Raw genomic sequence first — 21,673 nt, 5'->3', positions numbered from 1 at the left:
GGTGGCTGCGACCCCGAGCAGCTGGAACAGGCCGGCGAGACTGACAAGCCCGATGGCGGTGGCGCCGGTCGTGGAGAGCCCCGGCCCCCGGTCGGCGTTCGTCAGGAGACCGATCGCTGGTGTTGCTGGCGTCGGCGGATGAGCAACAGGGCGGCGCCGAGAAGCAGGATCGCCGCGGTGGCGGCCAGGGCCGGCAGCGTGTCAGATCCGGTGTCCGGCAAGCCCTGGCCCTGATCGACTGGCGGCGCAGCAGCTGTCGGGTCGGTGATGCTCGGCGGGTTCGTCGACCCAGAGGTGGGCGGCGCCGTCGGCTCGGTGGTGGGCGGAGTTGTTGGCTCAGTGGTGGGCGGAGTCGTCGGCTCGGTGGGCGCGGCCGCCACGCTGATGGTGAACTCCTTGGTGATGGGGTCACCCACGAACACGGTGAACGTCACGTCGCCGGCGGCCTCGGGAACGCCCGAGATCTCACCCGTCTCGGTGTCGAGCTCCAGCCCCGCCGGAAGGACGCCCTCGGACATGCCCCAGGTGTACGGACCGCCGTTGCCGCCGGTCGCCTCCAGCGTGACCGAGTACTCCACATCGACCTCTGCGTCCGGGAGCGAGTCCGTCACGATCACCAGCGGGGCGAGCACGGTCAGGGTGCCGTTGACGTACTCGAACGTGTAGAAGTCGTCTGCGCCACCGCTGCAGAACGTGGTGGCGGTGTCGATGTCGTAGCTGCAGGTGGGTAGCGTGTCCAGGTCGTCGACCGTGTCGTCGCCCACGAAGCCGGCGTACGCCGCCGTCACCTCAGGCTCGAAGGCGCCCTCGTAGGTGGTGGCGTCGCTCGCGGTCACGGTGATCAGACCGCCGGGGGTGCGTTCGACCGCACCGGCGTCGCAGGCGTCGCCCAGCAGCCGGGGGAAGCCCGGCCCGCGCTGGTCGACGGTGCCGGGGCACACATCGATCGAGTCCCCGCTCCAGCTGACGGCGGTGCCGGTGGGGACCAGGTCCACGGCCGGGCTCATCATGGAGGGCAGCGCGGTGTGCGTCGGGCCACCGTTGTCAGCCAACGCGTCCAGCAGCGGATCCCCCACCACGTTTGTCGCCGATGGCGCCCCGCAGGTCTCGTCGGAGAGCACGTTGGCCCCGCCATCGATCAGGCCGGCCGGCTCTCCGGTGCAGGCAGCCACGCCAGCCGGGGCCTGCACGATCGATCCGATCACGGTCATCGGGATGGTGTCAGTCAGGCTGAGCGCCCCCTCGCCGTTCTCTGCGACGGTGCTGCCAGCTACCAGCAGCGGCTGCTCGGGGTAGTCGTCCGAGACGCTGCCGAGGTTCGCGTCGATCCCGAGACCACCGTTCTCAGCGATGGTGCTCGCCACCACGGTGCCACCGGAGCTCTCCGCCAGCCACAGACCCCTGCCCGCGTTGCCTGAGACCTCGGTCCGCAACAGGTGGATCTCCCCAAGCCATTCGGCGCCGGCAGGGGTCACGAGGAACCCGTTGCCCGTGATCCCAGGCCCGAGGACGTCGTCCAGGGCGGTGCTCACGCCGTCGGTCACGGAACTGTCGGTGAGCGAGAGGGTGCCGCCAGACACGGAAGCGCCCAGGGCGTTGCCGGAGATCGTCAGGTCGTGACCGGTGACGACGGTGGAGAATCGCATGGCGATACCACCGAAGCCGAACCCCGCCCCAAGTGAGTCGGCTTCTAGTCCGTTCCCGGAGATCGTCGTGCCGGTCAGGTCCACGGTGGTCCGCTCCTCCGAGTGCGGCCGCTCGGCGGAGAACAGGCCGGCGAGCCCGTTGTCGGCGATGACACCACCGGTCACGGTGACCTCGGCAAACTCCGCATACATTCCCATCACGTTGCCGCTGATCTCCGTGTCGGTGACGACGGAGTCGACGCGCAGGAGGTACACGCCGGCCCCGGCGGCCAGAGCACCGCCGCCGTTGTCGATGTCGGCGACGTTGTCCGTCACGGCACTGTTCGTGAGTTCCAGGCTGGAACCCTCAGCCGAGGCGGTGAGCCAGAGTCCGGTGTAGTTGTCCGCGATCGTGCTGTCGATGATCTGAGTCTGGGCGTCCTCCAGGGCCAGGCCGACCCCGTTGGCCGATACCTGCGTTCCCGTGAGCTCGACGATGACCGGCTCACCGTCCGGACCCGGCCGGCCCCAGATGCCATTGCCCGCCTCCGCGCCGGCATTGTCGGTCACCGTGCTGTTCGTCAGCGTGACGGTGCCGCCCTCGGGGAGCATCACGCCGTTGTCGTTGCCTGAGATCGTGACGTCGTCGCCCAGGAACGTGCCGCCCTGGTAGAGCACCACGCCACCACGGAACGTCCCGCCCTCGGGCGCACCGCTGTCGGTGATCGCTGTCCCGGTCACATTGAAGACTGCAGCGCCGGTGTAGCCGAGGAGACCTGCACCCAGGCTGCCGGACACCGAGCCGCCGGTGATCGTCGCCTCGCCCGCCAGCAGTGCGACGCCCGCGCCCGTGGCGGCGATGGAGGACTCGCTGATCGACACGGTGGCCGGCACTGGGTCCCCAGGCTCTGTCAGGAGTCCGCCGGCCGTGACGCCGTAGAAGGTTCCGCTGATGGCTGCGTTCTCGATGGTGACCGTGCTGCCGCCCTCGGTCAGGACGCCGATGGTCCCGGCGCCCGGGCCCGTCGGCGCGCCACTGATGACGATGCCCGAGAGGGTCGCGGCCCGGTTCTCGGCGAGCTGGATCACTGGCCTGACGTCGTTGCTGACGCTCTCGTCGACGAAGCTCATGTCGGCGATCGTCACGGCGCCGTCAGCATCGATGAGCACCATTGCCGTGTCGTCAACGGAGGGGTTGGTCAGCACCACCTCGCCCGTGCTGGCACCCTGCAGCGTGACCGGGGTGGTGACCGTCAGCGCCTCCGCGTAACTGCCGGCCGCGATCGCCACGATGTCATCGGGCGTGACCTGCGCCAGCGCCGCGCCGATCGTGGCGCACGCATCCGCGCCAGCGGCCGCGCCACAGTCAGGCGCGTCGGCTCCGGCGGCCTGGTCGACGTACCAGGTGAGGCCTGCGGCGGCTGCCGGCAGCGCGCCACCCGACACCGACAGGGCCGTCGCGGCCACCACCGCCGAGCCGAACGCCACCAGGCGACGGCGTAGGTGTCGATGGTTGCCCATCTGGTCGTTGTGAATGGCGGTCCGGCCCTCGGCGGTGCGCATCGCTGTCCCCTGCTTGGAGTGTGTTTCAGGAATCGGTGAGAACTTGGCGTGAGTACGCCACCCCGGCGGGACTACTGCCCGTGCCGCCTGCGCACGCTGAACGCGCTCGCCGCCAGTCCGAGGAGCAGAACCAGGCCCGCCAGGCCGGCCAGCTGACCGATGGCGGTGCCGGTGGTGGGCAGTCCCGAGGCGCCGTCGCACTGCACGGCCCGCGACAGTTCCAGTGGGGTCGTGACCACGGCGTCCGCCGCGGTGGCGGACGTACCCGTGGCCACCACGCCGCCGCCGACCAGCAGCAGCCCGGTGAGGGCCGAGACGAACCGACGGGTCCGTCGTTGGACGGACGGTTTTTGGCGCGCGCGAGTCACGTGAGTCATCCCCTGCGTTGTGGTGTTTGATGCGGATGTTTTCACACCAGTACATGCAGGGTCCAGACACATTGTGCAATTCGCTTTGAATATATGCCTGTCCGGTCCATTTGCCAGATCTGCATACCACTTACCGAGGGTGACATCAGGGTGAACCGAGGGTGAATCTCCGCGTGCCCGACTCAGTCCTCGGCGGCCTCATCGGTGGAGTGGTAGATCCGGAACACGTTGCCGTCCGGGTCCTTGAATGCCGCATACCGGATCGGCGGCAGGTCCATCGGCTCCACGAGGAAGTCCACGGAGTCCTTCTTCGCCTCGAAGTACGTGTCCACATCGGCGACCTCATAGAAGCCGGACTGGCCATGCGGGTCATCGGTGGCGATGTCGAGCATCAGCTCGATCCCGGAGCCCGGGATCCGGAACGCGGCGGTGGTGTCGCCCATGCGCCACGCCTCGTCCCACCCGAGGGTGTCCCGGTAGAAGGTGACTGCGCGATCCAGGTCGGTCACGGGCTGATAGATCATCGTGAGTTTCAGTGCCATGGTGAGAACCGTAAATTGATTACGGTCTGCCGTCAATGGCTTATGGTGTCGGGATGACGGACTGGATCCCGCTCCCGGGGAGTGCGAAGGCGCGACTGCTGGACGCGGCGATCGATCACCTCCAACGCCAGGGATATGAGGCGCTGAGTGTCCAAGCGGTCGCGCACGCCGCGGGCGTGACCACCGGCTCGCTCTATCACCACTTCGGCAACAAGCTCGGCCTGTTCACGATGGTCCGCGACGAGATGGACAAGCGCATGGTCGAGCGCATCGAGGGTGCTCTCGACGCCCTGGCGGTGGCCGGTGGCTCAGCAGGCAAGGACCCCGACGGCGATGGCTCGGCCGACGGGGACAATGCGCCCGACGGCGGTGGCTCGGCGGGTGTGAACGGCGGTGCCTCGGCGGGCGCACGTGGTGCGGCCGTGCTGGTGGACCGGTCCGCGCTCGCGACCGCTCTCGAGGTCGCGTTCGACGCGGCGGTGCGGTTCGGCGTCACCCGAGTACTGGCGGAGCCACGACCCGACGGCGGCGCCGACGTCATCGCCGCGGCGCTCGTTCGAGCGGTGCCCGGGCGGGCGGGCGCGACGGCCGCGATCCTCACGGCGGCGTGGCGGCAGGCGCTGCGGTCGGTCGCCGACGGTGCTGATCCGGACGAGGTGCGGGTCGGTCTGCGGTGGCTCGTCGCAGCCTGATCGGCTATCTGCCGCGCATCCGCCGTGCGGTGGAGATCCCGATCTCACCGCCAGGGTGATGCTCCGCAAGGCGGAGGACCGAGGGCTCGGCTGACCGGCCGACACTGCCGGATCCGGTGAGCGGATTAGGTTCCGCCAGCCCGGCTGAATACGCTTCGGAGCATGTCTGTCGACCCAACGGTGCCCGCGTCCGACCAGAGCCGCACGGAAGGTGACGAAGCGGCATCCACCACGGCCGAGTCAGTCACGGACGGGTCGAGTCAGTCGCCGCGAACCGACGATCTCGACGGCTCCGCGACTGACTCGACGGTGGCCGGCGCCGAGGAGGGAGCCGGGGCCGAGGAGGGGGCCGGGGCCGGGGCCGAGGAGGGGGCAGCCGAGGAGCGGGCCGCCGAGGAGGTGGCCGGGGCCGACGAGGAGCCGGTCGTCGAGCCGGACGCCTGGCCGATCGGTCTGACCGGCATGGGCTTCGGCGGTGACTACAACCCGGAGCAGTGGCCGATGGCCACCCGTCTCGAGGACATCCAGCTGATGCGGGAGGCCGGGGTGAACATCGTCAGCCTGGCGATCTTCTCCTGGGCCACCATCGAGCCACGAGAGGGCAAGTACGACTGGGCCTGGTTGGACAACATGATGGACCGTCTCTCGGCCGCCGGGATCCGGGTCGCGCTGGCGACCGCGACCGCGTCGCCGCCGCCGTGGCTGACCGTCGCACACCCCGAGATCCTGCCAGTCCTCGCCGACGGCACCGTCCTGGGCCAGGGCGGGCGGCAGTCCTACGCGATCTCCTCGAAGGTCTACCGCGACTACGCGGTGAAGATGGCGTCCGCCGTCGCCGAGCGCTACGCGGGTCACCCGGCGCTGGCGCTGTGGCACGTCGACAACGAGATCGGCTGCCACGTCCCGCACGACTACTCCGAGGCGGCCGAGAAGTCGTTCCGGGCCTGGCTCATCAAGCGCTACAAGTCGATCAACTCCTTGAACGACGCCTGGGGCACCGCGTTCTGGTCGCAGAAGTACAACTCCTTCAAGGACATCCAGCCGCCGCGGTCCGCGCCCACCTACGCGAACCCGACCCAGCAGCTGGACTTCGCTCGGTACTCCTCGGACACGCTGCTCAGCTACTACACGCTGCTCCGGGACGCGGTCCGCAAGATCACCCCGGGCGTCCCGATCACCACGAACTTCATGGTGGGGCCGGGCACCAAGTGGATGGACTACTACCGCTGGGGCGACGAGGTCGACGTGGTCGCGACCGACCACTACACCGTCTCCGCCGACGCCGAGCGGGAGGTCGAGCTCGCGCTCGCCGCGGACATGACGCGCGGAACCGCCAAGGGCAAGCCGTGGATCCTGATGGAGCACTCCAGCGGGGCCGTGAACTGGCAGCCGCGCAACCGGGCCAAGGGTCCGGGGGAGATGCTGCGGAACTCGCTCGCGCACGTCGCCCGCGGGGCGGACTCGGTCATGTTCTTCCAGTGGCGCCAGTCCAAGGCCGGCGCGGAGAAGTTCCACTCCTCGCTGGTGCCGCACGCGGGCCGGGACTCTCAGATCTGGTCCGACTCCGTGCGCCTCGGCGAGACGCTGCGGGCCATCGCGCCGGTGCGCGGCGCACGGGTGCAGGCGCGCGCCGCGATCGTGTTCGACTACGTCAACTGGTGGGCCGTCGAGCTCGACTCGCACCCGAGCGAGGACGTCACGGCGTTCGACCGGCTGCGCGCCCTCTACCGCGAGCTCTGGCGCCGCGGCGTGACCGTGGACGTGGTGAACCCGACTGCCGACCTGTCCGGCTACGACCTCGTCCTGGTGCCGACGCTCTACCTGGTCACCGACGAGGGCGCCGCGAACATCGCCGCTGCCGCCGAACGTGGCGCCAGCGTGCTGATCACCTACTTCTCCGGGATCGTCAACGAGAACGACCACATCCGCCTCGGCGGCTACCCCGGCGCCTTCCGGGACCTGCTCGGCGTGAAGACCGACGAGTTCTTCCCGTTGCTCGCGGGCGAGCGCGTCGCGCTCGACGACGGCACGACGGCGGACGTGTGGACCGAGCGCGTCCGCGTCGGTTCCGCGGAGGTACTCCGGTCGTTCGTGGACGGGCCGCTGCCGGGTGGGCCCGCGGTCACTCGCAACGTCGTCGGCGAGGGGGCGGCCTGGTACGCCGCGACGCGTCAGGACGAGGCCGGCGTGGCCTGGCTCGTGGGCGAACTCCTGGCCGAGTCCGGTGTGGTGGCGGCGGCGTCGGCCGAACCTGGAGTCGAGGTGGTGCGGCGGGTCGGTGAGGACGGTGCGTCCTACCTGTTCGTGCTCAACCACACCGACAGCGAGGTGCGCGTCCCGGCGAACGGGACCGACCTCGTCACCGGCGCCGCGCACTCCGGTGACGTGACCGTGCCCGGCTGGGGCTACGCCGTCGTGCGGGAGGCCTGAGCAGCGGGTACTGAGCGCGCGGCGCATCTCCGTCGGGTGTGGCGACCCCACGTCGCTATGGACGAACGCGAATGATCGTCTTTCCCGTGATCCGCTCGGTCGGGTTGAACGCGGCAACAGCGAGGTCGAGGGTCGCGGTGCTGCCGATATTTGTCCGAAGCCGGCCGTCCCGAACTCGCTGGACGACCTCACCCAGTTGCGCGCGGTCGGCCTCGACGACGAAATCCACCGCCAGCCCGCCCGCAGGGCCTGCCTCGGGTGGGCCGGCAATGGTCACCAGCGTTCCTCCGGATCGAACCAGCCGCGCGGACCGCCTTCCGACGTCGCCGCCGATGACGTCGAAGACCAGGTCGACTCCGCCGACGTCCTCCAGCGAGTCGTTGTCGAGGTCGACGTACTCCTGCGCGCCGAAGTCGAACGCCGCGAGCCGGTCGGCGGCACGCCCGGTGCCGATCACGTAGGCACCGGCCTCTCGGGCGAGTTGCGTCACCATCGAGCCGACACCGCCGGCTGCGCCGTGGACGAGGACGCTCTGCCCCACCTGAAGGCGGCCGTGCACGAACAGTCCCTGCCATGCGGTCAGGCCCGAGATCGGCAGGCTCGCACCGGCTATGAAGTCCACATCGCCCGGTAGTGGTGCGAGGTTACGTGCCTCGACCGCCACGTACTCCGCCAGGGTGCCGTCGCGGGTCCAGTCGGCGAGCCCGAACACCCGCTGGCCCACGGTCAGCCCTCTCGTGCCGTAGCCGAGCGCACTGACCACGCCGGCCAACTCGTGACCGGGGATCGACGGTGTTCGGTCCCGGCCGAGGCGGTCGGTCCACGTGCCAGGCCACGTCAGCTCACCGGGCGTGAATCCCGAGGCATGAACCTCCACGACGACGTCGTTGCTCGCCGCCTCGGGGTCGGGCCGCTCCGCCAGCGTCATTCCGGCCGTTCCCGCGGCCTGATCCGTCACCACGATCGCCTTCATCACGCACCTCCGTGTTCTGTCAACATCGCCACCGTAGTTCCACACGGTCAGCGGCGCCGAGATCCGATCTGCCACCACGAAGGATCGAGTTCGCAGAGCCCGGGACCAAAACGACGCGCTGCGTTGTTCTGATCAGTGACGCCGCAGCCAGCGACGTCAGAAGAGGAGAGATCGTGCCACACGACTACCGCAAGACCCCCGAGGCGCTGAGCCGCTTGACCCGCAGCCAGTTCAAGGTGACGCAGAAGAACGGCACCGAACCCGCGTTCCGCAATGCGTACTGGAACAACCACGAGCCCGGAATCTATGTGGACGTGGTCTCCGGCGAACCCCTGTTCTCGTCGACCGACAAGTTCGACAGCGGCACCGGATGGCCGAGCTTCACGAAGCCGATCGGGACGGACGCGGTTCGCTCCGAGACCGACGCCACGTTCGGAATGATCCGTACCGAGGTGCGGTCGGCACACGCCGACAGCCACCTCGGGCACCTGTTCGATGACGGGCCGACGGCCGCCGGCGGGCAGCGGTACTGCATGAACTCGGCCGCCCTGAGGTTCGTCCCGGCCGCCGAACTCGACGCGCAGGGTTACGGCGAGTACCGCTCGCTGTTCGACCCAGCCGACCCCGACAGCACACAGGAGCGTGCATCATGACCAGCGGAATCAATGACACCGGACAGATCACCCGCGAGCCGGGTGCGGAGACGGCCGTCCTCGCCGGCGGTTGTTTCTGGGGCATGGAGGACCTCATCCGACGACAGCCCGGAGTCCTGGGCACCCGCGTCGGATACACCGGCGGAGAGAACGACCACGCCACGTACCGCAATCACCCCGGACACGCGGAAGCGGTCGAGATCGTCTTCGACCCGGCGCAGACCACCTAACGGGACATCCTGGCGTTCTTCTTCCAGATCCACGACCCGTCGACCCTGAACCGCCAGGGCAACGACATCGGCGCGAGCTACCGTTCGGCGATCTTCCCGGTCACCCCCGAACAGGACAGGGTCGCTCGCGACACGATCGCGGACGTCGATGCGTCACGCTTGTGGCCGGGCAAGGCCGTGACCACGATCGAGCCCGCGGGGCCCTTCTGGGAGGCCGAGCCGGAGCATCAGGACTACCTGATCGCCTTCCCGAACGGCTACACCTGCCACTTCCCGCGTGCGGGCTGGGTGCTTCCCAAGCGCACCGCCACGACCGCCTGACCCCGCACTGACGTGGGCGCGTCCGACGCTTCAGGCGTGGGCGCGCCCACACCGCGCCAACGCGCCGGGACCGAGAGTCGGACCAACCCGCCGCCAATCGCTCCCGGATGACGGCGGCGCGGTCGTCCGGCAGCCGGGGTGGGCCTCGACCTGGGTGGCGTCGCCGAGCGGGCCGCACGTCGTGCAGGTGAGCTGGGGGGCGACCGTCCCGCCGCACCCGGTGTGGTGGTAGACGATCGGCGGGCCGTCCGGGGCCGCCCAGCGGTCGCCCCAGGCGGTCAGGGCGAGGGTCCACACCGGCTGATCGGAGATGTCACCGCTGATCTCCTCCTGCGCCACTCACCGCACGGGCTTCACGACGGAACTGTCGAGGGGCTACGCCGGTCAGTCGTTTGAAGGCGCGACCGAAGTTGGAGAGGTCCCTGAATCCGCTCGCTCGGCTGATCTCGGAGACCGTGCGTTCGGTCGTCTGGAGCAGTCCAGCGGCATAGCGAATCCGTAGCCGGATCACGTACTCGCTGAACGACATGCCCACTACCTGCGAGAAGCGGGTCGAGAAGTAGGTGCGCTCGAGATGCGCACGCTCGGCCAACGACCCGAGGGAGTGCTGCTCGAGGTAGTGCTGGTCGAGCCAGGCACGAACCGCACCGATCCGTGCGTCGGTCGCGTTGCGGGGTGGGTCCCCGGGGAGTAGCCCACGCTCCACCACGGCATGGGCGCACGTTGCCAGCAACGCGGTCCTGAGCGCCTCGATCAGCTCGACGTTGCGCGGCTGCGCTGTCTCGGCGACGAGCAGGTCGAGCAGCGGGGCGAAGCGGTCGTCGTCGCGTAGCTCGACCTGGGCGAACCGGGTGGGCGACAGAGCCGGCGCAGATGGCAGCGGGATCAGGGCGGCGAGCGCCAGGTCCAGCGGTGGGCTGAGCGTCGGGAGCGGCCGCACAAGCGGATCGATGAAGACGTTGACGACATCGACGCCGTCAGCATCACTGACCACGCTGTGGGGCTCGCCCGCCATGGTCACCGCCACGCTCGGCGCGAGGATCTCGTGCACCGCCTCGCCCATCACGTGCTGACCGCGGCCCGCGCGCACGAACGTCATCAGGACCACGTCCAGATGGTGCGGCTCGATGGCGGTCTTGACGTACTTCGGGTAACTCTCCGCTGCGATGCCGACCTGACGAAGGGTCGCGAACCGTTCCCGTATCTGAACGTGTGTCACAAAATCGGCGGCCATTGTCCAAGATTAGTCCTAGTAATCAGCGAATAGCGCGCTTCATGATGAATTTCTGGCATTGAGGCCACCGAGAGAGCTGGATGTGGAGAACACATGACCGACTGCCCCTTCCACTCTCCGGCTGCGCTGCCAGGAGACTCGACACCGACCTCGCCGTCGCCTCGGTTCGCACAGTGGCGCGAGGCCGGCGCGGCCGCGCCCCTGCGCTACGAGGACGGCCACGAGGGGTTTGTCATCACCCGTCACGAGGAGGCACGGTCCGTTCTCTCCGACCCGCGGTTCACGGTCGCGCACCACCGGAGCCCGCTCCGTGAGTCCGCATTGGTCGATGGGGTGGCTCCGGGGCCTTTGGACGACCGGGGCCGGCAGGCCGTCGCCTCGACCTCGCTGCTCTCGATGGACGGCCCCCAGCACCTGCGGCTGCGCCGGGCCATCACGCGCCGGCTCTCGGTCAAGGCTGTCCGCACGCGGACCGCCGAGATCGAGGACGTCGTCGACTCCGTACTCGACGAGATGCTCGCGCACGGCGCCCCGGCGAACCTGACCGCGCACCTGGCTCAGCCCATCTCGGTGCGCGTGCACGGGCTCGCGCTCGGCGTGCCACCGCACCTGATGGCGGAGTTCACCCGCTGCTTCGTGCAGGGCGCGCCGGCTCAGGACCGTCACGACCTGCTGCGGCTCGCGCTGGAGCACCGCCGGCAGGAGCCCGGGGATGACGTCTTCTCGGACCTCGTCGCCAACCCCGGCCTCGACCGGATCGAGGTCGAGGGCCTCGCGTTCGTGCTGAGCACATCGGGGCGCGACACCGTGGCCTATGTCATCGCGACCGCCGTCGTCGCTCTCCTGACCGATCGGGCCCAGTATGAGGCTCTGGTAGCGGACCCAGATCTGGTGCCGACAGCTGTCGAGGAGTTGCTCCGCTTCACGCCGATGTTCTTGACGTTGTTCCCGCGCACGTCGCTGCAGGACGTTCAGGTCGGTGACCAGCTCGTTGCCGAGGGAACAACGGTCTCCGTCTCGCCGGTGGGCGCGAATCGCGACCCGCGCCGCTGGGACGACCCCGACGCCCTGGACGTGAGTCGCTCGGCTCGTGGCCACCTGAGCTTCGGCGACGGTCCCCACATGTGTGCCGGGCAGCAGTTGGCTCGCGTGGAGATCGCCGCCACTGTGCGCACCCTGGTCACGCGGCTCCCCGGGCTCCGCCTCGTCGACGCCGAGCAGCTGAGGCCGGGTCCATTGGCCAACCCCGTGGCCACCTACGAGTCCGGCGTCGTGACGGTCGCGTGGTGAGTAGCTCAGGACGGAGCCGACTCCCTGACCACGAGTGCTGGCTCGAGGATGCTCACGGCGTGCTGGTGCTCCGCCCCGTGGTTCACGTCGGCGACGAGCAGCTCGAGGGCCAGCCGCCCCAGCTCGGCCACCGGCTGCGAGATGGTCGTCAACGGCACCTGCGCCAGGCTGGCGAGCTCGAGGTCCCCGTACCCGACGACCCGCACCTGTCCCGGCACCTCGATTCCCGCGGCCAGCAGTGCCTGTACGGCGCCCGCGGCCAGGAAGTCGTTGGTGCAGAAGAGTGCGTCGGGAAGGTCCGCGAGCAGCGAGGTCGCCGCCGCTGCACCCTGCTCGACCGTCATGGCCGAGACCTCGACCTGACGCACGCGAACCGAGGCATCCTTGCCGGCTGCACCGACCGCACCCTGGAACCGATCAGCGCACTGTTTGATGGACCACGCCCCGTTGATCACGGCGATGTCGCGGGCGCCGCCGGCGACCAGGTGTTCGACCGCGATCCGGCCTCCTCGCACATCATCGACTCCGACGCTGCAGCCCGTGCTGGTTGCCGAGGCCCGGTCTGCCACGACGACCTGGATGCCCCTCCGGATGAGTCGCTGCAGCCTCTCGTGATCGGCAGAGAGCGGAACGACGACGGCCCCGAGCGCGCGCCGTTCCGACAGCTGGTCGAACAGTGCGATCTCCCGGGCGGGGTCATCACCGCTGTCGCACAGCACGACCGACAGGCCTCGCTCCAGGGCGACATCGGTGACCCCACGCACGATCGAGGCGTAGAAGTAGTTCGTCACGTCGGGTATGACGACCCCGATGAGGCCTCGACGCGCACCACGGAGCTCAGCCGCCCCCGAGTGCGGCTGGTAGTCGAAGGCTTCGATCGCCTGGCGAATGCGCTCGGCCGTATCGGGCTTCAGTCGCCCGGGTCGATGCAGGTAGTTCGAGACCGTCGAGGTCGACACGCCCGCAGCATCCGCCACGTCCTGCATCCGCACCTGGCGCATCAGCTCTCGTCCTCCTTCGCCACCTGGACCGGCCGGCGGTCAGAGAAGTCTAGCCTTACCGCGGCGCGAGTTCCGGTGTTGGAACGTAGCAATCAGCGATCCACTTGTGGTGAAATTACAACGGAGTCACTAGTTGCAACGTTCCAATCCGCTGCTAACGTGTCCCACGAGCGAAGGAGCAGGCAACGATGCCGACCGATCAGATGACGCACGTCACCCGCCCTGGTGCGCGCGCGGCGCGGGCACCACGCGTCGCGCTCGTCAGTGGTGGTCTCGGGGCCTACTGGCCCCAGTTTCCCGATCTGCTTCCGCTGCTGAGGGCGGGCGCCGCCCGCGTGGCGGAGCGGCTGACGGGCCTCGGGGCGGATGTCCTCGACGCAGGTTTCATCTCCGACGCCGTCGAGGGCGCCGCGGTCGCCGAACGGGTGCGTGCGGCCTCGTGCGATCTCGTCGTCATCTACGTCCCGACCTACCTGACGTCGTCGATGGTCGCGCCGCTGGCGCAGCGAGCCGGCGCCCCGATCCTCGTCCTGAACCTGCAACCAGCGCCGTCGATGGACCACCCCCAGGTCAGCACCGGCGACTGGCTCACCTCGTGCGGTGGCTGCGCGGTCCCGGAGCTCGCGAACACGTTCGAACGGCTCGGGGTCCCGTTCCGCTCGGTCTCAGGCCATCTGGAGGAAGAGCGCGCCTGGCGCCGGGTGGGGCGGTGGGTCCGAGCGGCTGGCGTCGCGACGGCCCTGCGCGGCGCGCGGTTCGGGCTCCTCGGCCACCTCTACCCGGGAATGCTTGACGTCTCGACCGACCTCACGATGCTCACCAGCCATCTCGGATCACACGTCGAGGTGTTGGAGACCGACGATCTGCAGGCACGCGTCCAGCAGGTCACGGAGAGCCAGACCCGCGACCGGGTTGCCCTGACCCGCGATCGCTTCGATCTGGACGGCTCCGTCAAGGCGGATGACCTGGAGTGGGCGTCGCGAGTCTCCGTCGGCATGGACGCACTGGTCGACGACTTCGCCTTGAACGCCCTCGCGTACTACCACCGCGGTCTGGACGGGAACGCCTCGGAGCGCCTCGGCGCCGGACTGATCCTCGGCGCCTCCCTGCTCACCGAGCGTGGTGTGCCCGCGGTCGGTGAGTACGAGCTGCGAACGTCGGCGGCGATGCTGATCCTCGACCACCTCGGGGCCGGGGGATCGTTCACCGAGATCCAAGCTCTGAACTTCGTGGACGGCGTGGTCGAGATGGGGCACGACGGGCCGGCACACCCCGGCATCGGTGCCGCACGACCGCGGCTGCGCGGCCTTGGCCTCTATCACGGCAAGCGCGGCTGGGGGGTCTCGGTCGAGGTCACCATCAAGCCGGGCCCGGTCACGCTTCTCGGGTTGAACCAGACGCGCGACGGCCGCCTCCGGTTGGTCACGGCGCAGGGACGCGCCGTGCACGGCCCGATGCTTCAGATCGGCAACACGACCACGCGGGTGGACTTCGACTGCCATCCCGGCGACTGGGTCGATGCGTGGGCAGCCGGTGGCTCTGCGCACCACTGGGGACTCGGTGTCGGTCACCACCGCGGCGACCTGCGCGCCCTCGCCGAGCTGCTGTCCATGGAACTGGTCGAGGTGGAGGTGGCCGATGAGGATGACTGAGTCGATGACGACCGCGGGGCCGACACTCACGCGAGGGCAGGTTCCCATGGCCGCCCCGGCGCCCGAGAGCGCACCCTTGCGCCGCCCCCGGACGGTGCGGCAGCGGCTGTGGCGGTACAAGTTCCTCTACCTGTTGTTCCTGCCGGTCTTCGCCTACTACACGATCTTCCAGTACTGGCCGATACTGCTGTCCTTCATCGTGTCCTTCAAGGACCTCAAGCTCGGTGCCGGGATCTGGGGAAGCGACTGGGTGGGCTTCCAGAACTTCGCCGAGATCTTCAGTGATCCGGCGCTGATGAACGTCTTCAGCAACACGGTGGAGATCAGTCTGCTGCGGCTGCTGTTCGGCTTCCTCCCGCCGATCATCCTGGCGATCCTCTTCCACGACGTCAGCTCGCGAGTCTTCAAGAGGATCACCCAGACGATCGTCTACATCCCGCACTTCTTCTCCTGGATCATCGTCTACGGCATCGTCTTCGCGATGGTCGCGACCGGTCCGGGCCTGATCAACAACGCGCTCGAGTGGTTCGGTGGCGAACGCATCGAGTTCCTGCTGTCGGAGGAGTGGTTCCGCCCGATCCTCATCGCCTCAGGTGTGTGGAAGGAGGTCGGCTGGAGCACGATCATCTACCTCGCCGCGCTGGCTACCATCGACTCCGAGCTGTACGACGCCGCCGCGCTCGATGGCGCAGGACCGTTGCGACGAATCTGGTACGTGACGTTGCCGGCGATCCTGCCTGTGATCTCGTTCGTCCTGACGATCAACCTCGGCTTCATCCTCTACGCCGGCGGCGAGCAGATCCTCGCGTTCTACAACTCGGCCGTCTACGACACCGCGGACGTCATCGACACCTGGGTCTATCGCGAGGGCCTCGGGCGCCTGCAGTTCAGCATCGGCACCGCGATGGGGCTGTTGCAGTCCGCGGTCGGTCTGGTGCTCGTGATGCTGTCGAACACGATCGCACGCCGCCTGACCGGAAGGGGAATCTGGTGATCAAGCGTTTCCGAGGTAGCCCGGCCGAGGCCAGTTATCAGGTGGTGGTCCACTTCACCATCGCGGTGGTGGCGCTGTCCGCACTGTTGCCACTGGTGTACGTCGTCGGGATGTCGCTGACCTCACAAGGTGAGCTGATTGCACGGAACTACTTCGTGATCATCCCGAACGAACCGACGATCGAGGCGTACCGGCGCCTGCTGTCCTCGAAGGTCCTGTGGAACTCGGTGTTCATCTCGGTGTTCCGCACCGTCGTCGGGCCGCTCGTGACGATTGCGTTCACGGTCGCAGGCGCGTACGTGCTGGCGAAGAAGGACCTGCCCGGGCGCCGCATCCTGCTGACGATGGTGCTGGTCACGATCCTCTTCCGTGGCGGCCTCATCCCGAGCTATCTGGTCATGCAGCAGACCGGACTGCTCAACACCGTCTGGGCTCTGATCCTGCCGCTCGCCGTGGACAGCTTCGGCCTGCTCGTCATCAAGATGTTCATCGAGAACATCCCGACCGAGCTGACCGACGCCGCCCAGATCGACGGTGTCAACGAGTGGCAGATGATGACGCGGCTCATCGTCCCGCTCGCCGCGCCGGCGATCGCTGCGATCGCAATGTTCAACATCGTGACGCATTGGATCTCGTGGTTCGACGCGCTCGTCTATCTCCAGGACCAGAGCCTGTACCCGCTGCAGCTCGTGCTACGCAACATGCTCAGCTCGGAGGCAGGCTCGCTGAACGACCAGATGCTCCAATCGCTCGCCGACAGCCAGCGGATCGGCCCGGAGAGCCTGAAGATGGCGACGGTCGTCGTCTCCATCATCCCGATCCTGATGGTCTACCCGTTCCTGCAGAAGCACTTCATCCGCGGCGTCTACATGGGCGCCGTCAAGTAAACACCCCGCACGTCTCACTTGCTGCGAGCGCAGCAGCCTTCCGACGACGAAAGGTACGACCATGTCCCGCACCACCATCCCCACGACCGTGACGCGTCGCCTCCTCCTCCAGGGTGTTGCCCTCTCCGGAGCCTTCTCGGCCATTGCTCTGACGGCCTGCTCGCCCGAGAGCGACGCAGGCGAGCAAGGCGCCTTCGGTGACCGCCCTGCGCCGCCCGACTCCTTCGCCGACGCCTACCCCGACGTTCCCGCACCGGTCGCCGAGAGCAGCTATGACTACGACGACCTCGAGACGGCTCAGCAGATCTCGCTGATGGCGGCCGGGCCGTTCAACCAGCCCCGGCCGTCCGATCCGATCCAGGACTACATCGAGGAGCAGCTCAATGTGAGCCTCTCCTTCACATCGATCTCGGCTGCCGACATGCGCAACCAGCTCGCCCTGGCCTTCACCGGGGGCGATGCGCCGGACTTCATCGCGATTCCGTCCGGCCTGCGCGATGTCGCCGTCACGCTCTTCGAACAGGGCCAGCTGCTCCCGGTGAACGACATCCTGGGGCTCATGCCTCAGGCTGCGGGCTACGTCACCGACGCAGGGCAAGCCTGGGCGAGTGTGGACGGCGAGATGATCGGGATCCCCACCTACGACGTCTTCGGGAACGTTCAGAACGTGTACGCCAGGAACGACTTCCTCGGCGCGAGCGGGATGGATCTGCCCGAGACCACCGACCAGCTCCTTGAGTACGCGCGCGCGCTCAAGGAGAACGACCCCACGCCCGGCGAGGACGGGCCGTGGTTCATGGCCACCGGTGCCGGGGGGAACGGCTGGGGCATGCTCGACTTCGTGCGCTCCTACTTCGGCCACCCGAGTTACAACGTGGTCGACGGCCGCATCAACCACCCGATGCTCGATGGCACCACCCGAGCCTTCCTGGAGTTCGTCAGGACGCTCGAGACGGAGGGCTTGCTTCCACCGGACTGGTACACGACCGAGTGGGAGCCGCTGAAGTCTCGTACCTTCAACGACCAGCTCGGCGCGGTGACGTATCCCGGGTGGAATCTGGCGACCGAGACCTACGCGGCCACCGGTGAGGACTTCGCGGCCGTCGAGGCCTGGCAGCCGCTGGGGGCACTGACCGGCCCTGGTGGCGGTGGCGGCAAGCTCCCACCGGGCGACAACCCGGGCCAGCTCTACGTGTTCAATGCCCGACTCGCCGACGACGAGGGCAAGCTGCGCAGGATCGCGCACATGATCGACACCTTCGTCTACCCCAACGTCAACTACTGGGCAGTGGCTCAGGGAGGCGGTCCCGAGATCTGGCCCGATGACGTCACCGCCGAGTTCGACCCTGAGACCGGGCTGAACATTTTCACGATCCCAGCGGACGCGCCCTTCTTCGCCGACACCGATCTCGTCGGCCTGGCCGACTGGCAGGCCTTCGGATACACCCTGCGGTGGCAGACCTACACGGACGACGTCGGTGTGCACGGCTTCGAGTGGAACCAGTACACCCAGTCGCTCGAGCGGTGGGAGAACTTCGACACCCGGCTCACGCTCGATCCACGACCGGTGCAGGACATCCTCACCTTCACCGAGACGAACGAGATCCAGTTCGTGCTCGGTGGCCGTTCGTTCGACGAGTGGGACGCCTACGTGGAGTCGTGGAAGCAGAACGGTGGTCAGGAGCTGCTCGACCAGGCGGCGGAGCAGCTCGGCGTCGAGGGAGCCTGACCTGATGACTCACGACGCTCGCCCGCTCGCCCGAGTGTCTGCGGGCGAGCGCCGGGGCCGCTGGGTGTGGACCGGTGAGCACGATGTCGCCCCGACAAACCGCTTCACCTGGTTCCGCACGGTGCTCCACCTGGACGCGATTCCCGAGGATCCGCACGTGCTGTTCGCCGCTGACAGCACGGCCCAGCTCTGGGTCAACGGAACGCTCGTGCGGCGCAAGGTCACCCGCTTCCACGAGCCCCAGGTGCGCGCCGACCTCGTCGACCTCGGTGCCCACCTGCGGCCCGGCGCGAACACGCTGCTGGTGCTGCACCACAGCTGGGGCCCGATCATCACGTTCCAGCGGACCGGTTCCGAGCATGCCGGCCTGTACCTCGACGCTCAGTGGGCGCAGGACGAGCCGGTCTGGCAGTGGCGCGTCGCTGAGGAGCTGGAGCAGCACCCGCACCAGTTCCTGGGCGTGCGGGACCGCACGCCCCGCGTGCGGTTCCCGGTCCGCTGGCGGCCCGACCCGGGCGAGCCATGGCAGATCGCGAGCAGGAAGACCGGCTGGCGACCCGCCGTCGTCGTCCCGCCGGACGCACGACCCTGGCCGGCCCACCCGGACCCGGTCGAGACACCGGGCCAGCGCGAGTCTCGCCAGCGCCCTGGCGGCGTCCTCGCTGCCGGGTACGCCACCCATGGCACCGACCTGCGCACAGCCGACCTGACGACGGCGGAACTCGCCCCGGACACCGCCCTCACCGCCGCGGTTGCCGGGCTCGTGGACGGCACAGCCGTCACGGTCGAGGTTCGAGCCGGCGAGGTGCTCTACCTCACGGTCGACATGCACCGACCCGTGCACGGCTACCCGTACCTCGACCTCGAGAGCGACGCCGCGCTCACGGTGCGGCTCGGCTACGGCGAGATCGCGTGGTCGATGTACGACGGCTCGGTCCACGTGCGACCCGATGGGTGGGTGGATGTGAACGGCGTCGTCGGCGACGGCTACTGCGACCTGATCGAGTTGCGCCCGGGCAGGTTCGCCGGCGAGATCCCGGACGAGAGGGTGGCACGATGGCTGACCGTGCACCTGGTGGCCGACGCCGATGCCGTCGTGACCCTGCACGGGCTCGGCCTCGTCAAGAGCCAGTACCCCGTGGTGCCACGGGGGTCCTTCGCCTGCGGCGACGAACGCATCGAGCAGATCGTCAAGCTCTCCCTCATCCATGCCGAAGTGACGATGAGCGATACCTACGTCGACACGCCTGGCCGCGAGGACGGGCAGTGGATCGAGGACGCCCGCCCACGTGCCCTGGTCTCCGAGCGCTGGTTCGGCGACACCGCGCTGCGTTCGCTGATGGTCCGCACGCTCGCTGAAGGGCAGGGCGAGGACGGCAACCTGCACCCCTTCTTCCCCAGCAACTATCCCGCCTACCCGGCGAACATCGACTGGTCGGTGCAGTGGGTGGCGATGCTCTGGGATGACTTCCGCTGGACCGGCAAGACCGATCTGGTCGCGCAGCACTGGACAGTGCTCGAACGGTACTGGACGTCCGTCCTGGCCGATGTCGATGACGACGGCGTGTGGCGCACCTCGCGGGTGTTCGCGGACATCAAGAGCAGCGACCGCGGGGGCCACCGCTCCTCGAGCTCGGTGGTGACGCCGTGGCTCATCGACCGGTTGCGCTGGAGCGTCGAGCTGGCCGGCGCGATGGGTCGGCCCGAGCGCGCCGCCGAGTGGTCGAGCGCTGCCGAGTCGATTGCGGAGGCGTTCCGGCGTATCCATGTGGTCCGCGACGACGCGCGCGTGCAGGCGCTCGTGCTGGACGTCGTCGACCCCGACGAGCCCGGCCGAGAACTGACGCCCGGTCAGGCGGCTCAGGTCGTGCCAGTGCTCGACGGCTTGCTCACGCCCGCGGAGGCGGACGCAGTCCTGGACTGGGCATTCCCCGACCCTGACGGCTCACCGCCGCCTGGCGTGCGGCGCTGGAACAACCCGACGTGGCTGTACCGCGCGCTCAGCGCACTGTCGGCACGCGGCCGGTCGCGACGCGCGGTCGCCCACCTGCTGGAGCGGTTCGCCCCGTATCTGCCGCAGCACCCGCGCAACCCCACCCCGCTCGCGTTGCAGGGCCCGTACGGCGGGCCGTTGCCGGAGTACTGGGTCAGCCACGAGGACCAAGGTCTGCCGCGGGACGCGATCAACGATCGACAGCCGATCGACCCCACCGGCTCGCACGGATGGGCCGCCGTCGCCCTGCTCTGGTTGCACGAGAGCCTGTTGGGCGTGCGTGTGGTGGCACCCGGCGGCGAACGGCTGGTGATCGCACCGGATGATGCGGGCCTGCCCTACGTCACCGGGACCACCCTCACGCCCCGGGGACCCGTCTTCGTCCACTGGGACCCGCAGCAAACGCTGCTCGAGATCGAACTCCCCGCTGACGTCACGGCGCAGGTGCACCTGCCGGCGGCGCTCGCCGAGCGCCTGGGCACGGCAACTGCGGTCGCTACCGGGCCACGCCGGCTCCGCTTCCCTTCGAGCCCATGAGCGCGAGCGCCCGCCCAGGTTGACGCCGAGGCTCTCTGCCCGTGCGCGCGGCGCCCGCGGTCGCCGTGAGGTCGGAGCGGCGGTGCCCTGACGGCATGGCGGCTAACCCGTCGCCAAGCGCTGGCGGATGACGGCGGCGCGCTCCTCCGGCATGCCCGGGCCGGGATGGGCCTCCACTTGGGTCGGGTCATCCATGAGACCGCAGGTCGTGCAGGTGAGGTGGTGACCGACCGCGTCGCCGCAGCCGGCGTGGCGGTAGAGGATCGGCGGCCCGTCCGGGGCCGCCCACCGGTCGCCCCAGGCCGTGAGCGCGACGAGCGCTGGGACGAGATCGCTCCCCTTGTCCGTGAGGACGTACTCGGGAACCGTGGGCTGCTCGGGGGAGGGCCGGCGCTCCATCAGGCCATGTTCGACGAAGCCGTCGAGGCGTGACTGCAGCACGTTCGTCGCGATCCCGAGGCTGCGGCGGAACTCGCCGAACCGGGTCATGCCCGCGAAGGCCGCGTTGCGGATGATCAGCAGGCTCCAGCGCTCCCCGACCATCTCTAGGGTCCGGGAGATCGAGCACACCTGGGATTCGTACGTCTTGCCGAGCATGGACGGGATTCTAGTGGCGCGGATTTGAAGTTGTTGGACGGTTGGCCTTCTTGAGGATCTCGTCTGCGGTCTTGGTCCACACGAATGGGTGGGCGCGTTTGTTCCAGCCCTCGATGTAGGCGCGGAGCTTGCCGTTGAGGTCCTTGACGGACTTGAACACGCCGCGGCGCACGGCTTGTCGTTCGACCAGGCCGAACCAGACCTCGACGAGGTTCATCCAGGAGGCGTGGGTGGGGGTGAAGTGGACCTTGAACCTTGGATGCGCTGCGAGCCAGGTCTTGACCTTGGCGTGCTTGTGGGCGGCGTAGTTGTCCATCACCAGGTGCAGTTCGACCTGCTCGCCGGTCTCGGGATCGACGGCA

General features: G+C 68.7%; 17 protein-coding genes and 1 pseudogene. 10 read left to right on the top strand and 8 right to left on the bottom strand.

Translation table 11 applies throughout. The features are described from left to right. Positions 1 to 101 precede the first annotated feature (101 nt). The 3 genes from KCQ71_RS25645 to KCQ71_RS25635 form a co-directional block, all read right to left on the bottom strand. Positions 102 to 3,188, bottom strand: coding sequence for a choice-of-anchor Q domain-containing protein (locus KCQ71_RS25645; RefSeq protein ID WP_223411536.1), 3,087 nt, complete (start codon positions 3,186 to 3,188; stop codon positions 102 to 104). A 71-nt stretch (positions 3,189 to 3,259) separates the two neighbouring features. Next, entirely contained in the window at positions 3,260 to 3,556 is a 297-nt protein-coding gene (locus KCQ71_RS25640; protein WP_223411535.1) for an LPXTG cell wall anchor domain-containing protein, read from the bottom strand. Positions 3,557 to 3,738: 182 nt separating this feature from the next. Beyond that, entirely contained in the window at positions 3,739 to 4,098 is a 360-nt protein-coding gene (locus KCQ71_RS25635) for a VOC family protein (protein ID WP_223411534.1), read from the bottom strand. A gap of 53 nt (positions 4,099 to 4,151) precedes the next feature. Here KCQ71_RS25635 and KCQ71_RS25630 point away from each other — a divergent pair, with 53 nt between their 5' ends. Both KCQ71_RS25630 and KCQ71_RS25625 read left to right on the top strand, forming a co-directional pair. After that, positions 4,152 to 4,790: a TetR/AcrR family transcriptional regulator gene (locus KCQ71_RS25630; protein ID WP_223411533.1), complete on the top strand. Its 639-nt coding sequence runs from the start codon at positions 4,152 to 4,154 to the stop codon at positions 4,788 to 4,790. 462 nt (positions 4,791 to 5,252) lie between these two features. Further along, on the top strand, positions 5,253 to 7,220 hold the full coding sequence (locus KCQ71_RS25625) for a beta-galactosidase (RefSeq protein WP_223411567.1): 1,968 nt from the start codon (positions 5,253 to 5,255) through the stop codon (positions 7,218 to 7,220). Between the two features lie 55 nt (positions 7,221 to 7,275). On the opposite strand, the gene KCQ71_RS25620 is transcribed toward KCQ71_RS25625, so the two are convergent. Then, positions 7,276 to 8,193: an NADP-dependent oxidoreductase gene (locus KCQ71_RS25620; RefSeq protein WP_223411532.1), complete on the bottom strand. Its 918-nt coding sequence runs from the start codon at positions 8,191 to 8,193 to the stop codon at positions 7,276 to 7,278. Positions 8,194 to 8,366: 173 nt separating this feature from the next. On the opposite strand from KCQ71_RS25620, the gene msrB reads away from it, so the two are divergent. Together msrB and msrA are read left to right on the top strand one after the other, a co-directional pair. Further along, positions 8,367 to 8,846 (top strand): peptide-methionine (R)-S-oxide reductase MsrB, encoded by a 480-nt coding sequence (gene msrB, locus KCQ71_RS25615; RefSeq protein ID WP_223411531.1) that lies wholly within the window; start codon positions 8,367 to 8,369, stop codon positions 8,844 to 8,846. After that, positions 8,843 to 9,397 (top strand): annotated as a pseudogene (msrA, locus tag KCQ71_RS25610) (peptide-methionine (S)-S-oxide reductase MsrA). The gene msrB and the pseudogene msrA overlap by 4 nt, the downstream one beginning before the upstream one ends. Before the next feature lie 313 nt (positions 9,398 to 9,710). Here the strand turns inward: msrA and KCQ71_RS25605 are convergent. Next, positions 9,711 to 10,631 (bottom strand): AraC family transcriptional regulator, encoded by a 921-nt coding sequence (locus KCQ71_RS25605; RefSeq protein ID WP_223411530.1) that lies wholly within the window; start codon positions 10,629 to 10,631, stop codon positions 9,711 to 9,713. Between the two features lie 93 nt (positions 10,632 to 10,724). Here KCQ71_RS25605 and KCQ71_RS25600 point away from each other — a divergent pair, with 93 nt between their 5' ends. Next, positions 10,725 to 11,921, top strand: a complete 1,197-nt coding sequence (locus KCQ71_RS25600; RefSeq protein WP_223411529.1) for a cytochrome P450 — start codon at positions 10,725 to 10,727, stop codon at positions 11,919 to 11,921. Positions 11,922 to 11,926: 5 nt separating this feature from the next. On the opposite strand, the gene KCQ71_RS25595 is transcribed toward KCQ71_RS25600, so the two are convergent. Continuing rightward, the gene (locus KCQ71_RS25595) at positions 11,927 to 12,922 is read right to left on the bottom strand and encodes a LacI family DNA-binding transcriptional regulator (RefSeq protein ID WP_223411528.1); all 996 of its coding nucleotides are present in this window, start codon (positions 12,920 to 12,922) and stop codon (positions 11,927 to 11,929) included. A gap of 188 nt (positions 12,923 to 13,110) precedes the next feature. Here KCQ71_RS25595 and KCQ71_RS25590 point away from each other — a divergent pair, with 188 nt between their 5' ends. The 5 genes from KCQ71_RS25590 to KCQ71_RS25570 all read left to right on the top strand — a co-directional run bounded on the left by KCQ71_RS25590 (position 13,111) and on the right by KCQ71_RS25570 (position 20,714). After that, positions 13,111 to 14,574: an L-fucose/L-arabinose isomerase family protein gene (locus KCQ71_RS25590; protein WP_223411527.1), complete on the top strand. Its 1,464-nt coding sequence runs from the start codon at positions 13,111 to 13,113 to the stop codon at positions 14,572 to 14,574. Continuing rightward, a complete protein-coding gene (locus KCQ71_RS25585; RefSeq protein WP_223411526.1) occupies positions 14,561 to 15,568 on the top strand; it encodes an ABC transporter permease in 1,008 nt (335 codons plus the stop codon). The genes KCQ71_RS25590 and KCQ71_RS25585 overlap by 14 nt, the downstream gene beginning before the upstream one ends. Next, positions 15,565 to 16,455, top strand: a complete 891-nt coding sequence (locus KCQ71_RS27830; protein ID WP_223411525.1) for a carbohydrate ABC transporter permease — start codon at positions 15,565 to 15,567, stop codon at positions 16,453 to 16,455. Before KCQ71_RS25585 ends, KCQ71_RS27830 begins: the two co-directional genes overlap by 4 nt. Positions 16,456 to 16,516: 61 nt before the next feature. Beyond that, positions 16,517 to 18,184 carry an extracellular solute-binding protein gene (locus KCQ71_RS25575; RefSeq protein WP_223411524.1) on the top strand — a complete coding sequence of 556 codons (1,668 nt, stop codon included), beginning with the start codon at positions 16,517 to 16,519 and terminating at the stop codon, positions 18,182 to 18,184. A 4-nt stretch (positions 18,185 to 18,188) separates the two neighbouring features. Further along, positions 18,189 to 20,714 (top strand): alpha-L-rhamnosidase-related protein, encoded by a 2,526-nt coding sequence (locus KCQ71_RS25570; RefSeq protein WP_223411523.1) that lies wholly within the window; start codon positions 18,189 to 18,191, stop codon positions 20,712 to 20,714. A gap of 102 nt (positions 20,715 to 20,816) precedes the next feature. On the opposite strand, the gene KCQ71_RS25565 is transcribed toward KCQ71_RS25570, so the two are convergent. Next, the gene (locus KCQ71_RS25565; RefSeq protein ID WP_223411522.1) at positions 20,817 to 21,311 is read right to left on the bottom strand and encodes a winged helix-turn-helix transcriptional regulator; all 495 of its coding nucleotides are present in this window, start codon (positions 21,309 to 21,311) and stop codon (positions 20,817 to 20,819) included. 10 nt (positions 21,312 to 21,321) lie between these two features. Next, the coding region (locus tag KCQ71_RS25560) for a transposase (RefSeq protein WP_223411521.1) at positions 21,322 to 21,673 on the bottom strand (352 nt) is incomplete at its 5' end.

Source organism: Occultella gossypii (assembly GCF_019947135.1).
Classification (GTDB): domain Bacteria; phylum Actinomycetota; class Actinomycetes; order Actinomycetales; family Beutenbergiaceae; genus Occultella; species Occultella gossypii.
This window is presented reverse-complemented; position numbering and strand designations above follow the sequence as displayed.

Excerpts from the sequence above, each read along its gene's own strand:
- KCQ71_RS25565 (WP_223411522.1), bottom strand. The coding sequence starts at position 21,311 with ATGCTCGGCAAGACGTACGAATCCCAGGTGTGCTCGATCTCCCGGACC.
- KCQ71_RS25585 (WP_223411526.1), top strand. The coding sequence starts at position 14,561 with ATGAGGATGACTGAGTCGATGACGACCGCGGGGCCGACACTCACGCGA.
- KCQ71_RS25595 (WP_223411528.1), bottom strand. The coding sequence starts at position 12,922 with ATGCGCCAGGTGCGGATGCAGGACGTGGCGGATGCTGCGGGCGTGTCG.
- KCQ71_RS25630 (WP_223411533.1), top strand. The coding sequence starts at position 4,152 with ATGACGGACTGGATCCCGCTCCCGGGGAGTGCGAAGGCGCGACTGCTG.
- KCQ71_RS25625 (WP_223411567.1), top strand. The coding sequence starts at position 5,253 with ATGGGCTTCGGCGGTGACTACAACCCGGAGCAGTGGCCGATGGCCACC.
- KCQ71_RS25575 (WP_223411524.1), top strand. The coding sequence starts at position 16,517 with ATGTCCCGCACCACCATCCCCACGACCGTGACGCGTCGCCTCCTCCTC.
- KCQ71_RS25600 (WP_223411529.1), top strand. The coding sequence starts at position 10,725 with ATGACCGACTGCCCCTTCCACTCTCCGGCTGCGCTGCCAGGAGACTCG.
- KCQ71_RS25635 (WP_223411534.1), bottom strand. The coding sequence starts at position 4,098 with ATGGCACTGAAACTCACGATGATCTATCAGCCCGTGACCGACCTGGAT.
- KCQ71_RS25590 (WP_223411527.1), top strand. The coding sequence starts at position 13,111 with ATGCCGACCGATCAGATGACGCACGTCACCCGCCCTGGTGCGCGCGCG.
- KCQ71_RS25645 (WP_223411536.1), bottom strand. The coding sequence starts at position 3,188 with ATGCGCACCGCCGAGGGCCGGACCGCCATTCACAACGACCAGATGGGC.
- KCQ71_RS25605 (WP_223411530.1), bottom strand. The coding sequence starts at position 10,631 with ATGGCCGCCGATTTTGTGACACACGTTCAGATACGGGAACGGTTCGCG.
- KCQ71_RS25620 (WP_223411532.1), bottom strand. The coding sequence starts at position 8,193 with ATGAAGGCGATCGTGGTGACGGATCAGGCCGCGGGAACGGCCGGAATG.
- KCQ71_RS25570 (WP_223411523.1), top strand. The coding sequence starts at position 18,189 with ATGACTCACGACGCTCGCCCGCTCGCCCGAGTGTCTGCGGGCGAGCGC.